The sequence below is a fragment of the Micromonospora sp. HK10 genome (assembly GCF_000982955.1).
GTDB lineage: Bacteria > Actinomycetota > Actinomycetes > Mycobacteriales > Micromonosporaceae > Micromonospora.
Genome location: NZ_KQ058835.1, coordinates 1 through 25,042, shown reverse-complemented (window position 1 = coordinate 25,042; position 25,042 = coordinate 1). Strand labels below are relative to the sequence as shown.

25 protein-coding genes and 1 riboswitch are annotated in these 25,042 nt (G+C 71.8%); of the genes, 10 read left to right on the top strand and 15 right to left on the bottom strand.

Going from position 1 to position 25,042, the window contains the following annotated elements:
• Positions 1 to 2: 2 nt before the first annotated feature.
• Positions 3 to 605 (bottom strand): VOC family protein, encoded by a 603-nt coding sequence (locus LQ51_RS18640; protein WP_046567496.1) that lies wholly within the window; start codon positions 603 to 605, stop codon positions 3 to 5.
• Positions 606 to 615: 10 nt separating this feature from the next.
• Positions 616 to 1,410: a YoaK family protein gene (locus LQ51_RS18635; RefSeq protein ID WP_052744960.1), complete on the bottom strand. Its 795-nt coding sequence runs from the start codon at positions 1,408 to 1,410 to the stop codon at positions 616 to 618.
• 96 nt (positions 1,411 to 1,506) lie between these two features.
• Between LQ51_RS18635 and LQ51_RS33440 the strand changes: the two genes are divergently transcribed.
• Positions 1,507 to 2,187 (top strand): GntR family transcriptional regulator, encoded by a 681-nt coding sequence (locus tag LQ51_RS33440; protein WP_052744959.1) that lies wholly within the window; start codon positions 1,507 to 1,509, stop codon positions 2,185 to 2,187.
• Between the two features lie 3 nt (positions 2,188 to 2,190).
• Here the strand turns inward: LQ51_RS33440 and LQ51_RS18625 are convergent, their stop codons facing one another.
• Genes LQ51_RS18625 through LQ51_RS18600 form a run of 6 tightly spaced genes read right to left on the bottom strand, consistent with a single transcriptional unit; the run spans position 2,191 to position 9,442 of the window.
• The gene (locus LQ51_RS18625; RefSeq protein ID WP_046567469.1) at positions 2,191 to 3,978 is read right to left on the bottom strand and encodes a gamma-glutamyltransferase family protein; all 1,788 of its coding nucleotides are present in this window, start codon (positions 3,976 to 3,978) and stop codon (positions 2,191 to 2,193) included.
• Complete coding sequence (locus tag LQ51_RS18620; protein ID WP_046567493.1) at positions 3,975 to 4,976, bottom strand: ABC transporter ATP-binding protein; 1,002 nt, start codon at positions 4,974 to 4,976, stop codon at positions 3,975 to 3,977. The genes LQ51_RS18625 and LQ51_RS18620 overlap by 4 nt, the downstream gene beginning before the upstream one ends.
• Positions 4,973 to 6,025: an ABC transporter ATP-binding protein gene (locus LQ51_RS18615; RefSeq protein ID WP_046567467.1), complete on the bottom strand. Its 1,053-nt coding sequence runs from the start codon at positions 6,023 to 6,025 to the stop codon at positions 4,973 to 4,975. The genes LQ51_RS18620 and LQ51_RS18615 overlap by 4 nt, the downstream gene beginning before the upstream one ends.
• Positions 6,022 to 6,909, bottom strand: coding sequence for an ABC transporter permease (locus LQ51_RS18610; protein WP_052744958.1), 888 nt, complete (start codon positions 6,907 to 6,909; stop codon positions 6,022 to 6,024). The genes LQ51_RS18615 and LQ51_RS18610 overlap by 4 nt, the downstream gene beginning before the upstream one ends.
• Entirely contained in the window at positions 6,906 to 7,862 is a 957-nt protein-coding gene (locus LQ51_RS18605) for an ABC transporter permease (protein ID WP_046567466.1), read from the bottom strand. The genes LQ51_RS18610 and LQ51_RS18605 overlap by 4 nt, the downstream gene beginning before the upstream one ends.
• Before the next feature lie 8 nt (positions 7,863 to 7,870).
• Positions 7,871 to 9,442 carry an ABC transporter substrate-binding protein gene (locus LQ51_RS18600; protein WP_046567489.1) on the bottom strand — a complete coding sequence of 524 codons (1,572 nt, stop codon included), beginning with the start codon at positions 9,440 to 9,442 and terminating at the stop codon, positions 7,871 to 7,873.
• Positions 9,443 to 9,789: 347 nt separating this feature from the next.
• Positions 9,790 to 9,904: riboswitch (SAM riboswitch) on the top strand.
• On the opposite strand from LQ51_RS18600, the gene LQ51_RS18595 reads away from it, so the two are divergent.
• Both LQ51_RS18595 and LQ51_RS18590 read left to right on the top strand, forming a co-directional pair.
• A complete protein-coding gene (locus LQ51_RS18595; RefSeq protein WP_197087826.1) occupies positions 9,883 to 10,539 on the top strand; it encodes a GNAT family N-acetyltransferase in 657 nt (218 codons plus the stop codon). (Overlaps the previous riboswitch by 22 nt.)
• A 17-nt stretch (positions 10,540 to 10,556) precedes the next feature.
• The gene (locus tag LQ51_RS18590) at positions 10,557 to 11,405 is read left to right on the top strand and encodes an RCC1 domain-containing protein (RefSeq protein ID WP_046567464.1); all 849 of its coding nucleotides are present in this window, start codon (positions 10,557 to 10,559) and stop codon (positions 11,403 to 11,405) included.
• A gap of 25 nt (positions 11,406 to 11,430) precedes the next feature.
• Here LQ51_RS18590 and LQ51_RS18585 read toward each other — a convergent pair whose 3' ends face one another.
• The 4 genes from LQ51_RS18585 to LQ51_RS18565 all read right to left on the bottom strand — a co-directional run bounded on the left by LQ51_RS18585 (position 11,431) and on the right by LQ51_RS18565 (position 14,087).
• Positions 11,431 to 12,321 carry a hypothetical protein gene (locus LQ51_RS18585; protein WP_156313139.1) on the bottom strand — a complete coding sequence of 297 codons (891 nt, stop codon included), beginning with the start codon at positions 12,319 to 12,321 and terminating at the stop codon, positions 11,431 to 11,433.
• Between the two features lie 112 nt (positions 12,322 to 12,433).
• Positions 12,434 to 13,429 (bottom strand): LacI family DNA-binding transcriptional regulator, encoded by a 996-nt coding sequence (locus tag LQ51_RS18575; protein WP_046567458.1) that lies wholly within the window; start codon positions 13,427 to 13,429, stop codon positions 12,434 to 12,436.
• Between the two features lie 110 nt (positions 13,430 to 13,539).
• Positions 13,540 to 13,791, bottom strand: coding sequence for a hypothetical protein (locus LQ51_RS18570; RefSeq protein ID WP_046567457.1), 252 nt, complete (start codon positions 13,789 to 13,791; stop codon positions 13,540 to 13,542).
• Positions 13,788 to 14,087 (bottom strand): DivIVA domain-containing protein, encoded by a 300-nt coding sequence (locus LQ51_RS18565; protein ID WP_046567456.1) that lies wholly within the window; start codon positions 14,085 to 14,087, stop codon positions 13,788 to 13,790. The genes LQ51_RS18570 and LQ51_RS18565 overlap by 4 nt, the downstream gene beginning before the upstream one ends.
• 264 nt (positions 14,088 to 14,351) lie before the next feature.
• Here LQ51_RS18565 and LQ51_RS18560 point away from each other — a divergent pair, with 264 nt between their 5' ends.
• The 3 genes from LQ51_RS18560 (at position 14,352) to LQ51_RS18550 (ending at position 16,813) form a co-directional block, all read left to right on the top strand.
• On the top strand, positions 14,352 to 15,239 hold the full coding sequence (locus LQ51_RS18560) for a helix-turn-helix domain-containing protein (RefSeq protein WP_046567454.1): 888 nt from the start codon (positions 14,352 to 14,354) through the stop codon (positions 15,237 to 15,239).
• Positions 15,232 to 15,447, top strand: coding sequence for a DUF397 domain-containing protein (locus LQ51_RS18555; protein WP_046567452.1), 216 nt, complete (start codon positions 15,232 to 15,234; stop codon positions 15,445 to 15,447). Before LQ51_RS18560 ends, LQ51_RS18555 begins: the two co-directional genes overlap by 8 nt.
• A gap of 181 nt (positions 15,448 to 15,628) precedes the next feature.
• A complete protein-coding gene (locus LQ51_RS18550; protein ID WP_046567450.1) occupies positions 15,629 to 16,813 on the top strand; it encodes a low temperature requirement protein A in 1,185 nt (394 codons plus the stop codon).
• A gap of 3 nt (positions 16,814 to 16,816) precedes the next feature.
• Here LQ51_RS18550 and LQ51_RS18545 read toward each other — a convergent pair whose 3' ends face one another.
• Positions 16,817 to 18,004, bottom strand: coding sequence for a low temperature requirement protein A (locus LQ51_RS18545; RefSeq protein WP_046567448.1), 1,188 nt, complete (start codon positions 18,002 to 18,004; stop codon positions 16,817 to 16,819).
• A 1,182-nt stretch (positions 18,005 to 19,186) separates the two neighbouring features.
• Here LQ51_RS18545 and LQ51_RS18540 point away from each other — a divergent pair.
• From LQ51_RS18540 to LQ51_RS18525, 4 genes are all read left to right on the top strand, one after another.
• Entirely contained in the window at positions 19,187 to 19,375 is a 189-nt protein-coding gene (locus LQ51_RS18540) for a DUF4926 domain-containing protein (protein WP_046567447.1), read from the top strand.
• A gap of 85 nt (positions 19,376 to 19,460) precedes the next feature.
• Positions 19,461 to 19,874 (top strand): TIR domain-containing protein, encoded by a 414-nt coding sequence (locus tag LQ51_RS18535; protein ID WP_046567446.1) that lies wholly within the window; start codon positions 19,461 to 19,463, stop codon positions 19,872 to 19,874.
• A 31-nt stretch (positions 19,875 to 19,905) separates the two neighbouring features.
• Positions 19,906 to 20,241, top strand: a complete 336-nt coding sequence (locus tag LQ51_RS18530; RefSeq protein WP_046567445.1) for a nucleotide pyrophosphohydrolase — start codon at positions 19,906 to 19,908, stop codon at positions 20,239 to 20,241.
• 262 nt (positions 20,242 to 20,503) lie between these two features.
• Entirely contained in the window at positions 20,504 to 22,282 is a 1,779-nt protein-coding gene (locus LQ51_RS18525; protein WP_231605794.1) for a DUF2075 domain-containing protein, read from the top strand.
• A 70-nt stretch (positions 22,283 to 22,352) separates the two neighbouring features.
• On the opposite strand, the gene LQ51_RS18520 is transcribed toward LQ51_RS18525, so the two are convergent.
• Both LQ51_RS18520 and LQ51_RS18515 read right to left on the bottom strand, forming a co-directional pair.
• Positions 22,353 to 24,173 carry a glycoside hydrolase family 15 protein gene (locus LQ51_RS18520; protein ID WP_046567444.1) on the bottom strand — a complete coding sequence of 607 codons (1,821 nt, stop codon included), beginning with the start codon at positions 24,171 to 24,173 and terminating at the stop codon, positions 22,353 to 22,355.
• A gap of 33 nt (positions 24,174 to 24,206) precedes the next feature.
• Positions 24,207 to 24,683 carry a hypothetical protein gene (locus LQ51_RS18515; RefSeq protein WP_052744955.1) on the bottom strand — a complete coding sequence of 159 codons (477 nt, stop codon included), beginning with the start codon at positions 24,681 to 24,683 and terminating at the stop codon, positions 24,207 to 24,209.
• Positions 24,684 to 25,042 lie beyond the last annotated feature (359 nt).

Sequence of the window (25,042 nt, the reverse complement as noted above, 5' to 3'; positions counted from 1 at the left end):
CCTCAGGCCGCCCAGGTGAACCCGTCCGGGTCGGTGAAGGGTCCGGCGGCACTGCCGATGACGAGCCGGTGCGAGCCGGTGCCGTCCGGGGAGACGCCGGCGTCCTTGGCGGCGGCGCGCCGCCCGTAGAGCGCCAGCTTGACCGACGACGCCGGGGTGGCGAACTCGACGTACTTGCTGCCGAAGCTCTTCGCCACGGCCAGTCCGCGGTCGAGGTAGAACTGCTTGCTCGCCTTCACGTCCGCCACGCCGAGCAGCAGCACGAGGTCGTCGATCCGCCGGGTGGCGGGGCCGGTGTCCTTCTTCGCCGACGTCGCGACCTTCCAGATCGTCCCGTCCGGGGCCTGCACGACGCCGCCGTACCCCCAGAAGCTCTTCTTGACCGGCTTCAGCGCGGTGGCCCCGCCGGCGAGGGCGGCGCCGACGAGCGCGTCGACGGTGCTGGGCTGGGACACCACGAGCGAGAGCACGAACCCGCGGAAGCCGGAGGTGGGCGCCTCGGTGGCGCGTACCCGCACCTGGTCGGTCAGGCCGAAGCCGGTGTAGAAGGCGGTGGCGGCGGCGGGGTCGGGGACTTCGAGGGTGAGGGACTCGATGGCGGTCATGGCGATCACGCTAGGTGCGGTGGTACGGCCGGTGCTTCTCGATTCCTGACCGGTCCGGGGGCGCGGGCGGACCGGCCGGGCCGCCCGGCGCTTCCGCGAGCCGCCGGGCAGGCTGTTCGGCCATCCGCGCCGACACGGTGATGACCAGCACGAGCGGCGCGATCAGCAGCACCGGCGACCAGGCGGGCAGTTGCCGGGCCAGCAACGAGCCGACCACCGCGCCGCTGATCAGGGCGAGCAGGACGTGGGCCTTGGGTCGCAGGTGTCGCCAGGGGCGGCGGGCGGCCACCCCGGCGATCAGGCTGGTGAGCGTGCCGGTCAGGTAGGTGGAGGACAGGCCCGGCACGCCGAAGCGCTGGATGGCGCTGCTCTGCACGCCCAGCGCCGCCGCCGACAGCATCAGCAGCCCCAGGTCGACCGGCGGCGACCGGCTGGGCAGGGTGACCACCCAGACCACGAGGAAGACGACGAACACCAGCAGTTCCAGGACCAGCGTGTGGGTGACCCGGCGGGGCCAGACCGGGTCGTCCGGCTGCGCCGGGCCGGCCAGGCGGGCGCCGGCGAGGACCCCGATGATGAAGCTGAGGATGGCGCAGCCGGAGGTGAGGGCGAGGTCGGCGTCGCCGCGGCCCGCCGAGAGCCCGAGCAGGACCATGTTGCCCGTCATGACGCTGGAGAAGGCCCCGCCCAGGGCCAGGAAGCCGATGGCATCGGCGCTCCCGGTCAGGAAGGTGAGCACGACGACGAGGGCCTGCCGCCGCCGGGCGAGGTCCGGGCTTCCCGGCGCCGCGGCGCGCAGGCGCATGACGGATGGCAGTGTTTTCGGCACGGTCGGCTGTCCTCCGCAAATTGTTCTTCGTATACGCTCTGCTTGGACGGGGTTCACGGAGAGGCGGTCAGGTTGGCTGATGACCTGCGAGGCAAGCTCGGCGCGCAACACCTGCCGCTACGCGACCAGGTCCTCGCCGCCCTGCGGACCGCCATCATCGACGGCCACTACCTGCCCGGCGAACGACTGACCGAGGATCGGCTCGCCGAGGACTTCGCCGTCTCCCGCAACCCGGTCCGGGAGGCGTTGCGCGTCGCCGAGGCGGAGGGTTTCGTGGTGATCCTGCCCCGCCGCGGCGCGGTGGTCGCCTCCCCGAGCACCGCGACCGTCGCGGACATGTTCGCCGTCCGCCAGCGCCTGGAGTCGCTGGCCGCCCGGCTGGCGGCCGAGCGGGCGACGGCGGCGGACGTGGCCGCCCTGCGGGGCCTGCTGGAGCAGGGCCGCGAGGCGACGCAGCGGCAGGACCTGGCCCGCGTCGCCGAGCTGAACAGCGCCCTGCACCTGCGGATCCTCGAAATCAGCGGCAACCCGTGGCTGTTGTCGATCGCCAAGGCGCTCTACCTCCATGTGCAGTGGGTCTTCCGGCTGGGCGCCGCGGAACGGGCACCGCACTCGTGGGCCGAGCACATCCAACTGGTCGACGCCATCGAATCCGGCGACGGAGACCGGGCCGAGCGGGCCGCGCTGGCCCACCTCGACGCCGCCTCCGCCGCCGCGTTCGAGAACGCCGAGGCCGGATACGGGGCCCGCTGAGGGTCAGCGGCCGCAGGCGTAGCCCTGCATGCCTCGGGGGTTCGCGCCGGCGGCCAGCACGCCGGTGCCCGGATCGCGGGTCACCGCGCAGAGCCGGCCCAGGCTCCACGCGCCGGAGCGGCGCACCTCGTGCCCCCGTGCGCGCAGCGCCGCCTGCACCGCCCCGTCCAGCCGGTCCTCCGCCACGAGCACGCCGGGTTCGCTGTCGCGCGGGTAGAACGAGCCCGGCAGGCTGAGCGTGTGCCACATCGGCGCGTCGATCGCCTCCTGCAGGTCCTGGCCGCCGACCAGGTGGCGCAGCAGGAACAGCAGTTGCCACTGGTCCTGCTGGTCGCCACCGGGCGTGCCGAACGCCAGGACGGGCTTCCCGTCGCGGTGCACCATGGTCGGGCTCAGCGTGGTACGCGGGCGGCGTCCCGGCGCCAGCGACGAGGCCAGCCCCTCCTCCAGCCAGCACATCTGCAGCCGGCTGCCGAGGGGAAAGCCGAGCTCCGGAATGGTGGGCGAGCTCTGCAGCCAGCCGCCGCTCGGGGTCGCCGAGATCATGTTGCCCCAGCGGTCGACCACGTCGACGTGACAGGTGTCGCCCCGGGTCACCCCGTCCGACTGCACCGTCGGCTCGCCCGTCGTGGGGTCCGCCGGGTCGGCCCGGTCGCCGGCGCCGCGCCGCACGTACGCCGGCAGGCGCGGCTCGGCGCCCTCGGGGCGGCCCGGCCGCAGCTGCGCCGACGCGCGTTCCCCGACCAGGCCGGCGCGCTCCCGGGCGTACTCGCCGGAGAGCAGCGCCTTCGCGGGCACCGGTCCGTCGCCGTACCAGGCCTCCCGGTCGGCGAAGGCGAGCTTGAGGGCTTCGGCCTGGGCGTGGATCCCGGCCGCGGTGGACGGGTCGTACACCGCGGCGTCGTCGAGCGCGTCGAGGATCGCCAGGGTCTGCAACAGCACCGGGCCCTGGCCCCAGAAGCCGGTCTTCGCCACCGTGCAGCCGCGCCAGTCCAGGGTGGCCGGCTCCTCCCAGCTGGCCCGGAACGCGGCCAGGTCCGCGCCGGTGACCAGGCCGGCGTGCGGGCGTCCGCTGGAGTCCTGGAAGGGCTGCCGGCTGAACCGGTCGATCGCCTCGGCGACGAAGCCCGCACCCCAGGCGCGACGGGCGGCCTCGATCTGCGCCTCCCGGTCCGCGCCCGCCGCCCGGCCGGCGTCGACCAGGCGGCGCAGGGTCTGCGCGTACGCCCGGTTGGTGAACAGCTCCCCCGCCGCGGGCGGCCGGCCGCCGCGCAGCCAGAGCTGGGCGGAGGTCGGCCAGTGCTCCTCGAAGAGCGACCGCACGGCGGCCACGGTGTCGCCGACCCGGCCGACCAGCGGGTGGCCCGCGCCGGCGTAGCCGATCGCCGGCTCCAGCACCTCCTCCAGCGAACAGGTGCCGTGGTCGCGCAGCAGCAGCAGCCAGGCGTCCACGGCGCCGGGGACGGCCGCGGCGAGCGGGCCGGAGCCGGGGATCAGGTCCATCCCGAGGGAGCGGAAGTGCCCGATGGTGGCACCGGCCGGCGCCGGCCCCTGCCCGCAGAGCACCTTCGCGGTCGGGTCCTGCGCGGTGGCCACGATGGCCGGCACCTCACCGCCGGGCCCGTTGAGGTGGGGTTCGACCACGTGCAGGACGAACCCGGCGGCGACCGCGGCGTCGAAGGCGTTCCCGCCGCGCTCGAGGATCCCCATCGCGGACTGGCTGGCCAGCCAGTGCGTGGAGGACACCATCCCGAAGGTTCCCCGCAGGGTCGGCCTGGTGGTGAACGTCATGACAACACCTCACTCGGGTCGGCGGCCCGGACGTCGGGCCGGGTGCCGTCGGGCTGGACCAGGTGGCAGGCGGCCATCCCGCCGCCGAACGCCACCTCGGCGGGCACCTCGGTGGCGCACCGGTCGAAGGCCAGCGGACACCGGGTACGGAAGCGGCAGCCCGACGGCGGGTCCAGCGCGGACGGCAGGTCGTCGCCGAGCAGCACCGGTTGCCGCTGCCGTTGGCGTACCGGGTCGGCCACCGGCGCGGCCGCCAGCAGCGCCTGGGTGTAGGGGTGGGCCGGGCGGGCGAAGATCCGCTCGCGGGGGCCCTGCTCCACCAGTTGGCCGAGGTACATGACGGCGATGTCGTCGGCCAGGTACTCGACCGCGGACAGGTCGTGGGTGATGAAGAGGCAGGCGAACCCGATGTCGCGTTGCAGGTCGGCGAGGAGGTTGAGCACCGACGCCTGCACCGACACGTCGAGGGCGCTGGTGGGCTCGTCGGCGATGAGCAGCTTCGGCTCGGAGATCAGCGCGCGGGCGATGCTGACCCGCTGGCGTTGCCCGCCGGAGAGTTCGTGCGGATACCGGCGGGCGACCTCGGCCCGCAGCCCGACCCGGCCCAGCTCCTCGGTGACCCGGGTCGCCCGGTCGCGGCGGCTCAGCCGCGCGCCGGAGAGCCGCAGCGGCTCGGCCACGATCTCGCCGACCAGCATCCGCGGGTCCAGCGAGCCGGCCGGGTCCTGGAAGACGATCGACACGTCGCCGCGGTGCCGGCGCAGCTGTCGCCGGGTCAGCCCGGTGACGTCGGTGCCGGCGATGCGGACCGTGCCGGCGGTGGGCTTCTCGAGCCGTACCACGCAGCGGCCCACGGTCGACTTGCCCGAGCCGCTCTCCCCCACCAGCGCGGTGACCCGGCCGGTGGGGATGGTGAGGGACACCCCGTCCACGGCCCGTACCGGCCCGAAGTGCATCACCAGGTCGGCGAGTTCGAGGGCGTTCGGTTGCGGCGTCATCCGGTCGTCTCCTGGGGCTGCGGCCGCGGCGCCGGGCACGGATGCCAGCAGGCCGCGAGGTGGTCGGTCACCGCGGCGCCGACCGCGTCGAGCGGGGGCACGGCCTGCCGGCACCGCTCGTCGGCGGCGGGGCAGCGATCCGCGAAGGTGCAGGCGTCGGGCTGGGCGGACAGCACCGGCACCAGGCCGGGGATCTCCTGGAGCCGCTCGGTGCCGGCGTGCCTGCCCGGGGTGGGCGAGGCCGCCAGGAGCCCGGCGGTGTACCGGTGCCGGGGCTGGGCGAACAGGTCGATGACCGGGGCCCGTTCCACCACCCGCCCGGCGTACATGACGACGACCCGGTCGGCGATGTCGGCGATCACGCCGAGGTCGTGGGTGATGACGAGGATGGTGGTGCCGAGCCGGTCCCGCAGGTCGCGCAGCACCTGCAGGATGCCGGCCTGGACCGTGACGTCCAGGGCGGTGGTGGGTTCGTCGGCGACCAGCACCTTCGGGCCGCAGGCCACCGCCATCGCGATCATCACGCGCTGGCGCATGCCGCCGGAGAGCTGGTGCGGGTAGGTGTCGACGCGGGTCGCGGCGGACGGGATGCCGACCAGCGACAGCAGCTCGACGGCGCGGGCCCGGGCCGCCTTGCGGGACATCCGCTCGTGGACCTGCAGCACCTCCCCGATCTGCCGGCCCACGGTGAGCACCGGGTTCAGCGAGGTCATCGGCTCCTGGAAGATGTAGGCGATCTCCTTGCCGCGCACCCGGCGCAGCACCGACTCGCGGGCGTCGACCAGCTCGGCGCCCTCCAGCCGGACGGAGCCGGTGACCCGCGCGCTGTCCGGCAGCAGGCCGGCGATGCTCATCGCCGTGACGCTCTTGCCGCAGCCGGACTCGCCCACCATCCCGACGATCTCGCCGGCTGCCAGATCCAGGCTCACCCGGTCCACCGCCGAGACCGTCCCGCTCTCGGTGCGGAACGAGACCGACAGGTCGCGTACCGCCAGGACGGGCGATCCGCTGGTGGCGGCGGAGGCGGCCGCCCGTTCGACCGTGGTCATCGCCGGTCTCCCTTCGGGTCGAGGGCGTCCCGGAGGGCGTCGCCGAAGACGTTGAACGCCAGCGCCAGGCCCATGATGACGACGCCGGGCAGCACCGCGGCCCAGGGCGCCCGGGCGGCGAACTGCTGGGCGGTGGCCAGCATGGTGCCCAGGCTGGGGGCCGGTGGCTGGATGCCGAGGCCGAGGAAGGAGAGCACCGCCTCGCCCAGGATCGCGGCCGGGATCGCCACGGTGGCCTGCACCAGGATCACCGACGTCGCGTTCGGCAGGATGTGCCGGGCGAGCACCCAGAGGTCGCTGGCCCCGTCCACCACGGCCGCGGCGACGAAGTCCAGCGACTTGAGCCGCAGGGTGTCCGAGCGGACCACCCGGATCACGCCGGGGATCTGGGCGATGCCGACGGCGACGGCCGCGTTGGTGAGGCTGGCGCCCCGGATGGCCGCCAACCCCACCGCCATGATCAGGAACGGGAAGGCGAGCAGCAGGTCGGTGAAGCGCGAGATGACCGCGTCCCAGGACCGGAAGTAGCCGGCGGCCAGGCCGAGCGGCACCCCGATGATCAGGGAGGTGGCCACCGCCAGGAGCGCGACCTGCAGCGAGGCCCGCGCCCCCAGCATGATCCGGGACAGGACGTCCCGGCCCAGGTCGTCGGTGCCCAGCAGGTGCCCGGGGGTGCCGGGTGGGGAGAACGTGTGGGCGAAATCGGTCTGCTGGACCTCGTGCGGCGCGATCCACGGCGACAGCAGGGCGACGACGGCCGCGAGCGCGAGCACCACGAAGCTCACCACCGCGAGCGGGTTGCGGCGCAGTCGCCGCAGGACCCGGGCGCGCCGGCTGATGCCGGCGGGCGCGGCGTCGGCCATCCGTACGGTGAGGACGGTCATGCCGGCTCCCCCGTCACCCGGATGCGCGGATCGATGACCGAGTAGAGCAGGTCCACCAGGAAATTGATCACGATGTACGCGGTGGCGGTGAGCAGGACGACCGCCTGGATCACCGGATAGTCCCGCTGGAACACCGCGTCGATGGTCATCTTGCCGAAGCCGGGCAGCCCGAAGATCTGCTCGGTGACGACGGCGCCGGAGATCAGGCCACCGAGTTGCAGGCCCACGATGGTCACCACCACGATGAGGCTGTTGCGCAGGGCGTGCCGGGTGATGACGGCCCGGGGCCGCAGGCCCTTCGCCTTCGCCGTCCGGACGTGGTCGGAGGAGAGCGCCTCCAGCATCGCCGACCGGGTCTGGCGCATGATGATGGCGGCGAGGCCGGTGCCGAGGATGACGGCCGGCAGGACGATGTGGTGCAGGTTGCCGACCGGGTCCTGGAGCAGGGGCACGAAGCCGGAGGCCGGGAAGAGCCCCGCCGCCACGGAGAGGTAGAGGATCGCCAGCAGTCCGAGCCAGAAGTGCGGCACCGACAGGCCGATCAGGGCCAGCCCGTTGGCCAGCCACTCGGCGGGGCGCCCGCGGCGGACCGCCGCGAGCACCCCGGCCCCGACGCCGAGCGCGGCGGCGAGGACGATCGCCAGCAGGGACAGCTCGACGGTGACGGGCAGGGCGGTGCCGAGCATCGACGAGACCGGTATCCCGGTCCGGATCGACACCCCGAAGTCGCCCTGCACGACGCGCGCCACGTACTGCCCGAACTGGATCGGCAGCGGCTGGTCGAGCCCGTAGTGGTGGCGGATGGCCTCCAGCGCCTCCGGGGACCGGTCCTCGCCGGCGAGGGCGAGGGCCGGGTCCCCGGGCAGCGCCCGTACCCCGAGGAACACCACGACCGTCGACAGCAGCAGCGTCAACGCCGAGTGCCAGGCGCGGGTGAGCAGATAGCGAGCCACGACCGGACCTACTTGGTGAACCCGGCGAAGGCCGCCCGGATCACGCCGTCGGGGAAGACCTGCAGGCCCTGGATCTTCTGGGAGACGGCGGTCAGGTTCCGCTGCCGGTAGAGGTAGATCAGCGCGTCGTCCTGCTGCAGGATCGCCACCGCCTGCCCGTAGAGCTTCTTGCGCTCCTCGAGGTCGTTGGACTGCCGGGCCTGGGTGAGCACGGTGTCGAGCTGCGGGTTGCTGTAGCCGGAGACATTCTGGCTGCCGCCGGTGCCGACGAAGTTGGTGATGTTGGCGTCCGGGTCGATCCGTCCGCTCCAGCCCAGTTGCAGCAGCTCGAAGTTGCCGCGGTCCTGCTCGTCGAGGAGCGAGGAGTACTCCACCGGGTTGATCTTCAGGTCGAATCCGCCGTCCTTGACCATGGCCTGCAACGCCTGCGCGAGGCGCAGCGAGTCGGGCGTGTTGGAGATGAGCATGGCCACCGGGTACGGCGTCTGGGCGCCGGCCTCGGACAGCAGTTGCTTGGCCTTGGCGGGATCGTGCGGGACGCACGTCTGCGCCTGCTCGGAGGAGAACGGGCTGGCCGGCGAGATCGGCGAGCAGGCGGGGGCGAAGAGTCCGTTGAAGACGGCCTGGACCAGTGCCTTGCGGTCGAGGGCGTACTCGAAGGCCTGCCGGACCTTGGCGTTCTGCGCGATCGGCCGGTTGATCGGCTTCGGCGGGGTGCCGACGCCGTCGACGTTGCCGATGTTGAAGGTGAGCCCCTGGTAGCCCAGCGACTGGGACTGGAGCACGGTGAGCGAGGAGTCGCCGCGCAACGCGGCGTAGTCCTGGGTGGAGATGCTGTCGGCGACCTGCGCGTCGCCGGAGCGCAGGTTGGCCGCCCGGATGCTCGCGTCGCTGAGGATGTGCCAGGAGATGGCGTCGAAATTGACCTTGCTGGCGTCGTAGAAGTTCGGGTCGCGCACCACGTCGATGGAGTTCTGCGGCACCCGCTTGGCGAACTTGAACGGGCCGACGCAGACCGGCGCGTTGGCGAAGTTGTCGCCGAGGCTCTGCAGCGCCTTCGGGCTCATGATCATGCCGGCCCGGTCCGCCAACGCCCCGACCAGCGGCGCGAACGGCTGCTTCAGGTGGATCACGACGGTGTTGGCGTCGGGCGTGTCGACGGTCTCGACGGGACCGAGTTCGCTCTTGCGCGCGGAGCGGGCGTTGGTCAGGTGCCGTTGCAGGGTGGCCTTGACGGCGGCGGAGTCGAACGGCGTCCCGTCGGCGAACCGCGCGCCCTGGCGCAGCGGGATGGTGACCGTCCTGCCGTCGCTGCTGGTGCTCGGCAGGGCGGTGGCCAGCTGCGGTACGACCTGGGCCTGCTCGTTGACGTCGTAGAGCTTCTGGCAGATGGCCTGGAAGACGTAGCGCGAGTAGAGGCTGCGCGACAGCGTCGGGTCCAGCGCGTCGGGCTCCGCGGAGAGGGCGATGACCAGCTTGCCGCCCTTCTTCACGGCGGCCGGGTCGGCCGGCGTGCCGAAGTTGTCCTGTCCTGCCGCCTGGTCCTCGCCGGACTTGGCGCCGCCCTCGTCGTTCGACACCGGCGAGCAGGCTACGACGGTGCAGGCGACGGCGAGCGCCGCCACAGCTGCCCGTAAGGGAGAGAGCCTTCGCAGGCTCGGGTCACTGAGGTTCGTCATTGGGAGCTCCTCGAGTGGGCGATTCGGGGAGCGTATGTTGTATACGAACTGCTCCGCAAGACCTCCGGACTGCGGCCGGACGAGCGGTCGGCGGCCGGCACCCGGGCCCGGCGCGGCGCGGCGGGCAGGTGCGCGGCGACCCGTCGGCGACGACAGAGCTCGCTGGGCGACTCCGCCAGCACCACCGGTTTCCGGGACGTGGGAAGGTGGATTGCGGCGGCCCGGCAACCCTCGCTACGGTGACGCCAGGTCATGAGTGCCAGCGCGAAGCCCCGGCTTGCTGGCCGGCAACCCTCCTACGCGGGTGGGGTGCTCCGGGTGAGGACCCGGCCCGGCACAGGGTGTGCCCGGCAAGTCGCGGACGGAGCGTTCCCCTGCCATTCCCACCGAGCCTGAGCGCACCGCTGCTCGACGGTGCACGTGTCCGGCTGGAGCCGCTGGAGCACAGACACGCCGCGGACCTTGCCCTCGCCGCCGAGGAGGACCGGACCTCGTACCGCTTCACCTGGGTGCCCACCGCGGGCGAGGTGAACGACTACATCGATGCCCAACTGGCCCGGGCCGCGGCCGGGAGTCTGCTGCCGTACGCGCAGATAGCCAAGGCGTCCGGACGCGCGGTGGGGGCGACCGCCTACTGGGACCCGCGGCGGTGGCCGGACCGCGACGAGTTGTGCGCGGTCGAGGTCGGCTTCACCTGGCTGGCCGCGTCGGCCCAGGGCAGCGGGCTGAACACCGAGGCCAAGTTCCTGCTGTTCGCCCACGCGTTCGAGCAATGGCGGGTGGCCCGGGTCGATCTCAAGACCGACGCGCGCAACACGCGCTCCCGGGCGGCGATCGAGGGCGTGGGAGCGCAGTTCGAGGGCGTACTGCGCTGCTGGTCGCGGTCCTGGGCCCCGAATGAGGAGGGCCGGCTCCGGGACTCCGCGATGTACTCCATCATCGCCTCGGAATGGCCGGCCTGCCGGGCCCGACTACAAACCCGGCTCGCCGGAGGCTGATCCGTCATGCTGTGCCCATGAGCGGTCCGGTCATCGCCGCCGGACGCCGCCACTCGGTGGGGCTGCGCGCCGACGGCACCGTGGTCGCGGCCGGCACCGGCACCTCGGGTGAGTGCCGGGTCGAGGACTGGGCCGAGGTGGTCGCCGTGGCGGCGGGGAACGTGCACCCGGCGCCGAACACCGGGCGGTCGCACAGCGTCGGCCTGCGCGCGGACGGCCGGGTGCTGGCCACGGGCTGGAACGGCGACGGGCAGTGTGACGTGGCGTCCTGGCGGGACGTCACGGTGGTCGCCGCGGGCTGGCGCCGCACCCTGGGGCTGGTGGCTGACGGCACCGTGCGGGCCGCGGGACGGCGGCACGAGGGCGCGTGCGACGTGGGCCGGTGGCGGGAGGTGGTCGGGTTGGCGTGCGGGGACTGGCATTCGGTGGGCGTCCGGGCCGACGGGACCGCCGTCGCCGTGGGGAACAACCGCCGCGGGCAGTGCGCGGTGGACTCCTGGCGTGACGTCACCGCCGTTGCCGCCGGCTACCTGCACACGGTCGGTCTCGGCGCCGACGGGCGGGTGTCCGCCGTCGGGGAGCGATCGGCGGGCGCCTGCGACGTCGGCGGCTGGCGGGATGTCGTGGCGGTGGCGGCCGGGAGCTACCACACCGTGGGAGTCACCGCGGCCGGCCGGGTCCTGGCCGTCGGCGGCAACGACGCCGGCCAGTGCGAGGTCGCGGGCTGGCGGGCGATCGTCGCGGTGGCGGCCGGATCCGCCCACACGCTCGGACTACGGGCGGACGGGACGGTGGTCGCCGCCGGCGACAACGCGTACGGCCAGTGCGACGTCGCCGACTGGCCCGCGATCCGGTCGCCCCACTGACGACCACCCGCCCCGCCGCGGGAACCTATTCGGTGAGCACCTTCACCGAGTCGGCCAGCCCGTCGTTGCGGTTGATGCCGACGAAGAACTCGCTCCCCACGTGGGTGACGTCCTCGATCTCGTCGGTCAGGTTGTTGCCCGGCACGCCGATGTCGCTCTCCACATCGCCGCCGGACCAGTTGTACTGGTAGATCCAGTTCCAGCCGGTGTCGGGCGTCGAGGTGTTGATGGACTTGGTGTTCCAGATGTAGTTCTCGGAGCAGTCGATGCCCTGGTCGGAACGATTGTCGTGACTGGTCAGGTTGCTCTTCACCAGGGTCCAGCCACTGGTGAGCGCACCGGCGCCGGGATGGGTCCACAGGCTGCCCAGCCGCCGGGCAGCGTACTTGCCGGCGCCGCCGGCGGCCGTCGCGCTGTAGCAGAAGCCGCTGATGTTGCCGATCGGCAGCCGCACCTCGCTGGCGGCACCGATGGATCCGTCCGCGGCCAGCCGGACGATCGTCACCTTGTCGCTCAGATACGCCGACTGGCTGCCCTGGGTGGCGATCAGCGCCGGGCCCTGGCCCAGGTAGTTCGCGTGGTAGGCGAGGTCGTTGCCGTGGCCGAGGGTGGGGATGGAGGTCGGCGCCCCGGCGCACACCCAGCTGGCGCCGTCCCAGGTGGAGCCGTCGCGCAGCCACCGGGACAGCACGGGCTCCGCGCCGGCCGCCTTGGTGAAGACGATGTAGAGCTGCCCGCCCGGCCCGGCCACCATGCCCTGCATGACGGTGCGGCCCGCCTTGCACGCGCTGCTGTTCGGGATGTTCAGCCGTTCCGCCCCGCTCCGGTCCGTCGCCGCGGCGGCGGACGCCGCCGGAACGACCGCGATCCCGATGGCGAGGACCAGCGCGGACGCGACGCTTGATAGCTTCTTCACTTCGGTGTCTCTCCTCCAGGGGTAAGGAGGGAGCAGCGTATCAGTTTATGTGGACTCGTCTATTTCATGTCGTTATCGCCGGGACTGCCCGGCTGCCGTCTCCCGGGCCCGTTCAGTGCGGCGTGCTGTCCCGCCTGACCAGGTCGACCGGAAACCGCTGCCGGTGACCCGGTGCCGGCGTGCCGTTCAGCAGCAGGCGGGCGGCCGCTGCCGCCATGTCCTCGACCGGGAGCCGCATCGTGGTCAACTGGGGGTTGGCGCACACGGCGGCGATGCTGTCGTCGAAGCCGATGACGCTCACATCGTCGGGGATACGACGACCGGTGGCGGTGATCGCCTGCACGGCTCCCGCCGCCATCAGGTCGTTGGCGACGAACATGGCGTCGATCTCCGGGTCCTGGTCGAGCAGCCGCCGCGCGGCCCGGTAGCCGCCGTCGCGCTGGAAGTCGCCGTCCGCGCTCACCTCCACCAGGCCGAGGTGGCGCACGGCGCGGCGGAAACCGGTACGCCGGTCGGTGGCGCAGGGATTGACGGCGGGGCCGTGGATGGCGACGATCCGTCGGCGGCCCAGCCGGTGCAGCTCGTCGACGGCGGCGATCACACCGTCGATGTTGTCGGCCAGCATCGCGGGAACCACCGCGGCGGTGGGCACCATCGACACGATCCGACGGCACCGCCGGTAGAACCGCGTCGCCAGATCGGGTGTGGTGTCGGCGAGAACCGCCCCGAGCGTGGCGTTCCTGGCGATGGTCTCGATCGCTTCGGCGGCCCGCTCGCGGTCGATCGTGTGCAGCCGCAGTTGCGCGTTGACGCCGTCGAGCACCGGCATGACGCCGGCCAGGATCCGACTGAAGTACGGATCCGTGCCCAACCACCCGGTCGGGCGGCCACAGGTCACCGCGACGACATCCACCGCCCGCTGACGCCCCGAGGCCAGCGCACGGGCCACCTCGTTCGGCCGATAGCCCAGCTCGGCCACCGCGGCGTGGACCCGCGCCCGCACCAGGTCGGACGTGCCCGGCGCATCATTGATCACGCGGGATGCCGACGCCCGGGACACCCCGGCGGCACGTGCGACGTCCTCGATAGTCGGCTTGACCTTGTCCATCGCAGCCCACACTCTCCATCACGTGCGCCCCCGCGCCGAGATGGACTGAACGATAGACCCGAGAGCGCTCTCAGACGAAGCACTTGTCACGCGCCCCGGGGCACGAGACGTCAGCGGCGCAGCCGGCGGGCGCACGGGCCATCGTGGTCGGTGCGGAGCAGGCAGCGCCGGCCGCCGGGCAGCAGCCCGTCGCAGAAGACCCAGTGGCGTACGTTCTGGTCGTCCTCGGCCGAGACCGTGATCCCGCCCGGCTCGGTCTGCGGCAGCACCAGCAGCCAGCGGCCGACCACCCGGGCCAGGCGCTGCGCGGCGGGCAGGTCGGCGGCGACGATCGGCACATGGATGACGTACCGCGCACTCACCGCTGGTGTCCCCGGGCGTCGCGGGCGCGGGACTGGTCGGACTGCCAGCGGCGCAGCGCGTCCTTGATGACCGCGGTCTCCCGGCGGCTGGCGGCCAGCGCGGCGTGGACGGCGGCCAGGTCGCCGGCAACCCGGTCGAGGAAGGCATAGACCTCGCCGGGGTCGAGGCCCCGGCGGCCGAGCCCCACCGGCGGGAAGCGGCGCTCCCGCACCTGCCACGGCAGCAGACTGGTGTACGCGCCGGAGCGGTAGGTCGCTCCGCTCCCCCGGGCCGGTCGCTGGTTGCGGACCATCATGCCGCTGGCCTTCCTCTGCGTCGGATGTGGATGGGTGGGGCCGCCCGCCCTCCCCGCACGCGCGGACCCACCCGGCCCTGCCACCGCAGCTCAGCAGCGGTACGGCAGCACGGCTCCTGTAGTCAGCTTGTGACACTGCGGAGCCTCGGCGCAACGTTCCACATCAGATTTTTCGCTCAGGTCATTGACTTTCTTTACTGCAACCGGTAAAGGTTGCAAGGCGACGTTACGCAGTGTTGCAGGACGGAATCAGGGAGTGTTCGGGTGGCCGAGGACATCGGATCGACCGTGCCGCGCCGGCAGCTCGGCCGGCTGCTGCGCCAGTACCGCACCGAGGCCGGCGTGACCCTCGACGCCGCCGCCGAGGCGCTGGAATACAGCCGGCAGAAGATCTGGCGCATCGAGAGCGGCCTCGGCCCGGTCCGGGTGCTCGACGTCAAGGCCATGTGCGAGCTGTACGGGGTCTCGGCCGAGCTGACCGAGGCGATGAAAGGGCTGGCCACCGAGACGAAGTCGAAGGGCTGGTGGCACGCGTACGGAGACGCGGTGCCGAGCTGGTTCGAACTGTACGTCGGCCTGGAATCCGCCGCCGCCCACCTGCGCCGCTACGACGAATCGCTGATCCCAGGGCTACTCCAGACTCGGCGGTACGCGCTGGGGCTGTACCACCCGGGTAGCCGGCTCAGTGCCGAGGACCGGGAGCGAGCCGTCGAGGTGCGGATGCAGCGTCAGGGGCTGCTGACTCGCCGCCTGCCGAAGCCGCCACGGCTGGAGGTCGCGCTGTCGGAGGCTGTGCTCCGTCGACCTGTTGGCGGACTGGGCGTGATGACCGGGCAGCTCAGCTACCTGCTCGAAGCCTCCGAGATGTCCAACGTGTCGGTGCGCGTGGTTCCCCTCGCGGCCGGGCCACATCCCGGGGCAGTAGCCGGATCCTTCGTCATTCTCGACTTTCCGGCTACCAGAGGCGGCCGTGCGGCACCTGAACCGTCCGTCGTCTACAGCGAGTCGCTGACCGGGGCGCTCTACCTTGACAAGCCCGACGAACTCGCGGCCTACGAGAGCACCTGGAACGGTGTAGAGGCTCTCGCGTTGAGTGAGGCAGAATCGAGGGACATGATCAAGCGGATCGCCGGGGAGTTGCGGCATGACTGATCTGACCGGCGCCATCTGGCGCAAGAGCACCCGCAGCGGCGACAACGGCGGCGACTGCGTCGAGGTCGCCACCAACCTTCCCGGCGTCGTCGCCGTTCGCGACTCCAAGGACCGGGTTGGGCCGGTGCTCACCTTTCCCGCAGCCGCCTGGGCCGCCTTCACGGTTGCCACGGGTACCGGCCAGCTCGCCGGTCGTCCGCTCGCCTGACGTCAGCGGGGACGGGTAGCCACCGGGCTGCTGCGGCGGGAGACCACCGGGCTGCTGGTGCCACCGCCCCGCTTCGGTCGTTTCGGCTCGCCGCTGACTCCGCTCTTGTAGGTTGGCGGGGAGCGCCAGGCTGCCCGCGCCTCCGCTCCCCCGGTGCGGCGTGCCAGAGGAGGCAGACGCGGTGACGTCCAGCCCGCTACCCCGGATCCTGCGCGGGCGCGGCGAGCCCCAGTATCCGACGTTCCTGGAGCTCTTCTTCGACCTGGTCTACATCTTCATGCTCTCCCGGCTCTCGGTGGGGCTGGCGGAGGACCTCACCGTCCGGGGCGCCGCCCAGACCGCCGTGCTGCTGATGGCCGCCTGGTGGGTGTGGGTACTGACCGCGTGGCTCACCGACCTGTTCAACCCCCGGCTGTCGATCATCCAGGCCACCGTCCTGGCGGTCATGTTCGGCACCCTGCTGATGGCGATCGCGGTGCCGCGCGCCTTCGGCGACTACGGCTGGCTTCTGGTCGGGGCGTACTTCGGCATCCATCTCGTCCGGGACGCCGTCCTCATCCCGGGTACCCGGGTGAACCGCACGGTCCAGGCCAGGAGCATCCGGGTCTTCTTCTGGTTCGGCGTCACGGCGGTGCCGTGGGTGGCCGGGGTGTTCGTACACGGAACGGCCCGGCTGCTGCTCTGGTCGGTCGCGGTGGTGGTCGACCTCGGGTCGGCCCGGATCGGCTGGCCGACGCCGAAGCTCGGCCGCACCGAACTGGCCAGCCAGATCTTCACCGGCTCTCACCTGTCCGAGCGGCACCGGGAAATCTTCTTGATCGCCCTCGGCGAGCTGATCCTGAGCGCCGGCATGGGGCTGGCCGGCAGCGGCTTCCAGGCCGGCCGGGTGGCCGCGAGCGCCGTCGGGTTCGCCAGCGCGGTCGTGCTGTTCCAGCTCTACTTCCACCGGGTACGGCAGTTCCTGGCGCCGCCCGCCGTCAAGGTGGTGGAGCGGGTACGGCCCGGCACCTCCACCTCGTACAGTCATCTGGTGATGGTGGCCGGGGTGCTGGTGGTGTCGACCAGCGTCTCGCTGGTCGCCGACCGGCCGTTCGGCGCGGCACCGGCCGCCTGGGTCGCCGCGATCGTCGGCGGGCCGGTCCTGTTCCTGCTCGGGAGCCTGCTCTTCGACGCCGTACTGACCGGCCGGGTCCTCTGGCCCCGGGCACTGGGCATCGTGGTGTTGTGCGCCATCGCGCCCGCGATGGCGCTGCTGCCGCCGCTGGCCGTCCTGATCGTGGCGAACCTGGTCCTGCTGCTCATCCTGGTCTGGGAGACGCTGCCCGCGCACGCCCGGCCGGCCCGGGTCACCGTGGCGACCGGCTGAGGGTCACCGGAGCGCCGGCGGCATCGGGATCCGGGCGTGCAGGTGGGTGCTCACCAGGTTCGCCGCGGCGATCAGGGCCAGGACGCTCATGGCGAGCAGCGCGACCGCGACCGGCGGCAGCAGGTGCGCGGCCGGTGCCACGGCGGCCAGCAGCACCAACCCGGCCAGCCGGGACCGGGAGATCCGACCGAACACCGTGTAGTCCAGCACGCCGCGACCCACCAGGAACATCGCCGGTCCGCCGAGGGTGACGGCAACCCAGGAGGGCGGGGTTTCCCCGAAGGGACGCATCACGACGAGCTGGCTGGTGACCGCCATGCCGGCGATGCCGGCCACCATGATCAGGTGGGTGACCGCGGCGGACTGGGTGAGCAGCGCCGGGTTCGTCGACCGCGCGATGGCGTCGGTCAACAGCTCGCCGGCCCGGTAGATGTAGATCCGCCAGGCCAACACCACGATCGTGAACATCACCAGGAGCGCCCAGGCCTGGTCGATCGTGTACTCGCTCAGGCTGAAGGTCGTTCCGATCACGAAGATGGCCGCGCCGAGCGCGACGATGACGAACTGCCGGTACCGTTCGGCCACCCGCTCGCCGACCAGCTGCCACTCCTGCGGCTGCGACCGCCCCAGCCTCGGCACCGGCCAGCCGAACGAGGCGGCACCGTACTCCACGGCGACCGTCACCGCCCAGATCAACAGCCGGGTGGGGCCGGCGACCAGCCCGCCACCGATCCAGCCGACCGCCGCGATGGCGTACCAGAAAACGATCCGGCCGCTGCGGCGCGGCTCGGCCGCATCCCGCCGGAGCAGGAGGTAGTAGGCGCTCGACCCGAGGTGGACGGTCAGGTAGGTGCCTGCGAAGAGCAGGCCGCGCCCGTCGTACGCGTCGGGCGCCGCGGCGGCCAGCAGCAGGCTGGCGGCCGCCACCCCGATGAACTGCACCTGGACCGTGGGCCGGGCCAGGTCCAGGGTGTCGGCGGCCCACGTGGTCAGCGCCCAGACCAGGGTGAACGCGAGCAGCAGGACCAGCGCCTCCGCGACGCCGGTCCAGCTCAGCTCGGCGGCGAGCATCTTGACCAGGGAAACCAGCGCGAATACGTAGACCAGGTCGAAGAAGAGTTCCAGGAACGCCGGCCGCCCCGGGGGCCGCTGCACCGGGGCCGCCACACCGTCGTCGCCTTCCGCTGCCATCGGCCTCCTCCGGGACCGCCGTGTTGTCCTCGCCAGACGACACTACGGGCACCGGTACGGCGACAGCCGCACTTCTCCTGCATGCCCCGCCATAGCGGGACCTTTCACATCGACGTCGTCTGGATCGCGCACCCGACCGGCCTCGCCAGTCGTACGCCGTTCCCGAGTCGCCGAAAATACGCCGTTTTCTCGGTGGCCGACCGACGCGGTCCGTACCGTGGATACTCGAAGAAGGCCAGCTACGCCCGCCCGCAACTATTGCCTTCCGGCCAATGCGAGGTTGACCGTTGGGCCTGTACGCCCTCGTCGAACTCAATGAGGCTCTGCCGGAGGAAGACCGTCCGACCGGGGTGGTCGGCACGATCGTGCATGTGTTCCACCGGCCGGAACTCGCTTACGAAACCAGAGTTCACCGACAACGACGGGCGCATCGTCACCAGCGTTGCCCTGATCCCGACAGGATTCGCCGCATCTGGACGGACCGGTCCTCACAAGCCTTCCCGGCAGGGCCTGGTGGATGATCATTAATCAATGACCGCCCCGACCCCCTCAGGGGAGCTGTCCAGCTGTCCGCAGTGCATGTCGGGCATGGGGCGGTGCCAGCGGAGGCTTATGTGTCCTCCCAGCAGGTCGCGTACGTGTACCCATAACCATATGGGGGCCACCCGAACCATATCTTGATCCAGGCATTGGCGTTGGTCGCCCCGCATCCGTTATAGCGGGCGCCGGTGACTACGCTCCCTTGACAATCTGCCGATTGGGCCCTTTGGTAATAGCCCATCACGTCAGCAAAGATTGTCGTATCGGTCCAAACAGGTATGTTGTTGTAGGCTTTCGACCAGATGTGCCCCGTGCTGCACGTAGCAAAAGACGTTGCCGCGGAAGCAGGTACCGCGGTCATCAAGGCCAGAGTCAGGGCCGTCACAGCCAGTGCGGTGAAACGACGAATCATTCGACATCCTCTCCGCAAGAGATTGAAGGGGATCTTGCCAGAAACGTGCACTTCGCCGCAACCCCACCAGCCTCGGCCTGCAACGCTGCCATCCGAGGTCCTCAGAAGCGCTTCGGACCTCCTGACCAGCGCCAACCACTCAGCTGGTCCGCACCGCCTGGATACTCGAGGAAGGTTCCTCCACTCCTCGCCTGGTCACTATCTCCTTCCCACCGAAACAAGGATGACCGTTGGACCCGTACGACCTGGTCGAGCTCAAAGAGGCGCTGCCAGAGGAGAATCCCCCGGCCGGGGCGGTCGGTACGATCGTGCACGTCTTCCACCGACCGGAACTCGCGTACGAGATCGAGTTCACCGACGAGGACGGGCGCACGGTCAGCAGCGTCGCCGTGACTCCCGACAGGATCCGTCGCGTCTAGACCGATCGATCCTGATAAGCAGTCCTCAGCAAGGTCTGGTAGAGCTCACGTGAACACCGATACCGACGGCGCACGCGGAGGATCGATGCCGGAGATCGAGGCAGTCACCATATGCAGCAGCTCCAAGTTCTACGACACAGTCCAGCATGCTGAGGCAGCGTTCCGCGACCTGGGCATGACGGTCTACACCCCACGCTACGACTTCAACGAAGAGCATGTGCGGGTCGAGGAGCCGGACAAGATCCGGCTCACGCGTGAGTTCCTCGCGAAGATTGCGAGGTCGGACGCGATCTTCGTGGTGGCCAACGGCGGATATGCCGGCGTCAGCGTGTGCATCGAGGTCGGCTACGCCGTAGGGCAGGGCAAGGTGGTGTTGTTCTCCGAGCAGCCGACCGAGTTCGCACTCCGAGCGCTGGTCGACGCGGTCATCCCGGTCAAGGACATCAGCGCCGGAGTGCGATCGGTGACCAAGGCCGAAGCGGCGGGCAGAGTGCAGTGATCGTCGTGGCCGCGCGTGCAAGACTCGCCCGGTGGACGACCTGACGGCCCGGGTGCGGGCCTTCGCCGAGGAACGGGACTGGCAGCAGTTCCACACGCCGAAGAACCTCGCCATGGCGCTGGCCGGCGAGGTCGGCGAACTGCTGGCCGAATTGCAGTGGTTGACACCCGCGCAGTCGGCGGCGGTGATGGACGACCCCGAGGCGGGCGCACGGATCCGGGCCGAGATCGCCGACGTCATGATCTACCTGACCCGGCTCGCGGACGTCCTCGGCATCGACCTCGTGGAGTCAGCCGTCACCAAGTTGGCGGAGGTGGCCGTCCGCTACCCGGTCGAGCAGGCCAAAGGCTCCGCCACCAAGCGGTGACGGGGCGTGCGATCAGTTGATCTCTTCGCTAAAGTCCAGCCGTACACGCGCGTAACGACGGGCTTCCGGCCATGTCCGGACACGCCCCCCATGCGCACGATCATTTCGTGCTGCCCGGGGGCAAGTGTTGTCAGCGTTCCGTACCTCCGCCGATGGTCTGCTCCGCTGCGCCACCAGCGGCACACTCTCTGATCGGATCGCGGAACAGATCGGCCACAACGTGAGCGCCGCCGAACGTCGGGCATGGGAGCGCAGTCTCACGGTGCTCGGCCAGGACTTGGTCGACGCCGGCCTGGGCCAGGTGGAGATGCTGGTCGAGTACCAGTTGCCGCTGACCAGCAAGCGGATCGACGTGGTGCTCGCCGGCGTGCATCCGAAAACCACCGACGACTCCTACGTGGTGGTCGAGCTGAAGCAGTGGTCGCAGGCCGAGTCCTACGAAGGGTCCGACCGGCTGGTGCTGGTCGAGCACGCCCGGGGCCCGCGCCTACATCCCGGTGTTCAGGTCGGAGACTACTGCGAGTACCTGACCGACTTCCTCGGCGTGCTCGCCCACCGGCGCAGCCCTGTCGTCGGTGCCGCCTACCTGCACAACGCCGTCGACCGGGACGTGAACGACCTTTTCGTGCGACGGCCAACCGAGCAGAGCCGAATTTTCACCAAGCAGCGCCGCGGGCAGTTCCTCGACTACCTCCGGACCCACCTGGCCCCCGCCCCGGGGGCGGCCGCCGCGGATCGCTTCCTCACCAGCTCCGTCCGACCGAGCAAGCACCTGCTGTCGTACGCCGCGGTCGAACTCAAGGAGCGGGCCCACTTCACGTTGCTCGACGAGCAACGCCTGGCGTACGAGTTGGTGTTGCACGCGGTCGAGCGGGCGCGCAGCGCGGACCGCAAGTCGGTCGTGGTGGTCTCCGGCGGTCCGGGCAGCGGCAAGAGCGTCATCGCCCTGTCGGTGCTCGGGGAACTGGCCCGGCAGCAGCGCTCCGTCATGCACGCCACCGGCTCCCGCTCGTTCACCCAGACCCTCCGCCGGTACGCAGGCAAGGGCTCGACCCGCCTCAAGAACCTGTTCGGCTACTTCAACAGTTTCATGACCGCCGAGCGGAACGGCCTCGACGTGCTGATCTGCGACGAGGCACACCGGATCCGGGAAACGTCGGTCAACCGCTTCACCCCCAAGGCGAAGCGCGAACGCGCCCGATCGCAGATCGACGAGCTGATCGCCGCCGCTCGGGTACCGGTCTTCCTTCTCGACGAGCATCAGGTCGTGAAGCCGGGCGAGCTGGGCAGCGTCGACGTGATCTCCGCGTACGCGAAGCAGCTCGATCTCGAGGTGGAGGTGGTGTCGCTGCACGACCAGTTCCGCTGCGGCGGCAGCGAGGCGTACGAGGAATGGGTCCTCGACCTGCTCGGCCTCGACGGCGGTGAACCGTCGGTCTGGGCCGGCGACGGCCGGTTCGACCTGCGCGTCGCCGGATCGCCCGAGGAGATGGAGACATTCCTGGCCCGGAAGCAGCACGCCGGCGAGACGGCGCGCATGTCGGCAGGCTATTGCTGGCCGTGGAGCGATCCGGGACCAGACGACTCGCTGGTGCCGGACGTGCGGATCGGCGACTGGACCCGGCCGTGGAACGTCAAGAGCGACCGTAGTGTCGGAGAGGCGCCGGGCAGCGCCTTCTGGGCGACCGACCCGAACGGGTTCGGCCAGGTCGGCTGCGTCTACACCGCGCAGGGCTTCGAATACGAGTGGTCGGGCGTCATCATCGGCCCGGACCTGGTAGTCCGCGACGGCCAGCTCGTCACGCGGCGAGCGGAATCGAAGGACCCTAACTTCCGCAGCCGCAAGGCGCTGACCGACGTCGAGGCGGACCGGCTGATCCGCAACACCTACAAGGTGCTGATGACCCGGGGCATGCGCGGCACCATCCTCTACTCCACCGATCCGGAGACGCGCGACTACCTGGCCGCGCTGATCCGGGTGAGCCGCCCGGTCGAGACGAGGTATGACGCCGCCGTCACCGGAAGGGCCGAACCCGGCTGAGCCGGCGGGCGGTTTGCTCGCCGGCTCAGCCGGCGCATCCACAGAGCGCTGCCCGAAGGGCGGGCAGGGCTCAGGGTGGCGGCGCTGGGGCGTCCCGGATGGCGAGGGCGGCCTGCACGAGCGCGGCGTGGGTCAACGTCTGCGGATAGTTGCCGCGGTACTCCCCCGTCGCCGGGTCCACCTCCTCAGGGTAGAGGCCGAGCGGGCCGGCGTAGCCGAGCAAAGTCTCGAACAGCTCGACCGCCTCGGCGCGGCGGCCGGTGCGGGCCAGGGCCTGCACGAGCCAGAACGAGCAGGGCAGGAACGCGCCCTCGGTGCCGGGGAAGCCGTCGCTGCCGGGCGGATAGCGGTAGAGCAGCGGGCCGCCGGCCGAGAGCCGTTCGCGGACGGCGTCGACGGTGCCGCGCACCCGGGGCGAGTCGGCGTCGTCCAGGTCGAGCAGCGGCAGGACGAGCAGGGCCGCGTCGAGGTGTGGAGAGCCGTAGCTGCGGACGTAGCAGCCGGCGGTGGCGTCGAAGCCGCGGCTGCGTACCTCGGCGGCGATGGCGTCCCGGGCCGCCCGCCAGCGGCGGCGCTGCCGGTCCGGCAGCGGGTGGGTGTCGGCGATGCGCAGCGCGCGGTCCAGGGCGAGCCAGCCCATGAGTTTGGAGTGGACGTGCTGGGCCGGTTCGCGGACCTCCCAGATGCCGGCGTCGGGCTGGGGCCAGCAGCGGGTGACCACGTCGGCGAAGCCGCGCACCGCCCGCCAGGTCTCCCGGTCGAGGCGGTGGCCGGACTGCGCGAACGCCCACGCGGCGTCGACCACCCAGCCGTAGCCGTCGAGCTGGTGCTGGTGGGCCGCGCCGTTGCCGATCCGCACCGGGACGCTGCCGAGGTAGCCGGGCCAGCCGGGCAGGTCCCGTTCCGCCGGCACCGGACGGCCGTGCAGGGTGAGCAGTGCCGGCAGCCGGGGGCGCTGCAACCGGCTGGCGTGCAGCAGCCAGGCGAGGAAGCCACGGGCCTCGCGGGACTTGCCGACGGCGAGGAAGGCGCTGACGCCGATGCTGGCGTCGCGGGGCCAGACGTAGCGGTAGTCCCAGTTCCGGATCCCGCCGGGGTCCTCCGGTAGTGACGTGGTGGGTGCGGCCACCGGCGCCTGGCAGGGCGAGTAGGTGAGCAGCCGGATGGTCAGCAGGCTCCGTACCACGTGCTCGCGGAACGGCAGTGCCGGGTCGATCTCTGCGGTCCAGTCCCGCCAGCGGTGCTCGTCGTCGAGCAGCTGCTCCCAGGCGGCGTCCGGCGGCACGTGGATCAGCGGCTCGCCGTGCGCCACGGACAGCACGAGGGTGACCGGCCGGCCGGGTTGGATGGTGGTCACGGTGACCCGGCCGGGCTCGACGGCGAGCGCGGGGGCGCTGTTCAGCGCGATGGCGACCGGGCCCCAGGCGCAGACCAGACCCGCTCGGCGGTGCAGCACCCGGGGCCGGGCGTGCCGTGCGCCGAGGCGGGGGTCGAATTCCACGGCGACGTCGACCGCGGCCTGCTCGGCGGAGAGCCGGCGCACCAGCAGGGTCGTCGGCAGCAGGCGGCCGCTGACCTCGGTCACCATGCCCTCGGTGAGGGTGAGCCGGCCGCCGCCGACCGCCCAGGTGGTCTCCAGGGTGGCGGTGTGCTCGCGGTAGCGGCGTGCGACGACCGTGGCGGTTCCGGCCGGGCCGACCCGGAACGTGCCGGCGTCCGGGCCGCCGACCAGCCGGCCGAAGAGCGGCTCTCCGTCGAAGCGGGGCACGCAGAACCAGTCGATGCCGCCGTCGGCGGCGACCAGAGCGGCGGTGCGGGTGTCGGCCAGCAGCCCGTAGTCGCGCAGCGGCGCGGGGGGTCGCCGGGACGCCGGGCCGGATTCAACGGTCATCGGGGATGCTCCGTGGCATGTCACGACCGGGGCTCAGCCGGGCTGGAGGAGCAGCCCGAGGACGATGCCGTAGACGGCGTGCACGGCGACCGCGACGGTGGGGGTCTGCACGCCGTAGTTGAGGCCGAGCAGGCCGGGCGGCTCCAGCACGGCGGTGCGGCCCAGGCCCGCCCGCTGCGAGGCCATCCGGGGGTGCACCCCCGGCAGCAGCGGCAGCAGCACGGTCAGCGCGATCCCGACATGCAGCAGCCCGAGCAGCCCACCGATCCACCAGGCGGCCCGGTGCAGCAGGGCGAACGTGGCCGCGTACCCGAGGGCGAAGCCCTGCCCGGCGGCGAGGTGCAGGAAGAATCCGACGACCCGGGCCCGGTCGGGATCCGCGGTGAAGATCGTCCCGAGGACCAGGGGGAAGTCGAGGCGGGTGAGGCCGGCCAGCTGGGCGCTGATCAACGCCGCGGTGAGCGCGGCGGTGGCGACCAGCCCGAACAGGCCCCATCCGGCCCAGTCCATCTCAGGGACGGCTCGCGCGGCGGGCATCCGCCGCCGGCGCGGTGGGCGTCCCGCCCCGGGCGGGTGTTCGCTCTGTCATGGCCCATCCTCGGCGGCAGACGTGACGGCCTTTCGGTTCCCAACGGGGGCGCGTCGGCCGCCCCGGCCCCACCATAAGTCACCCACCGCGCGGCACCGGCCAGCTTGCCGAGGTACGCCCCGCCGGGGCCCCGCCGCGGTGCCCTCCGCCGAGGCCGGGGCCGGCCGCGTGGTCATCCACGGCGGGCGGGGCTCGGCGCGGGGTCAAGCACCAGGGCCGGCCGCGTGGTCATCCACCGCGGGCGGCGCCTGGCGCGGAGTCAACCAGCAGGGCGGGGCCG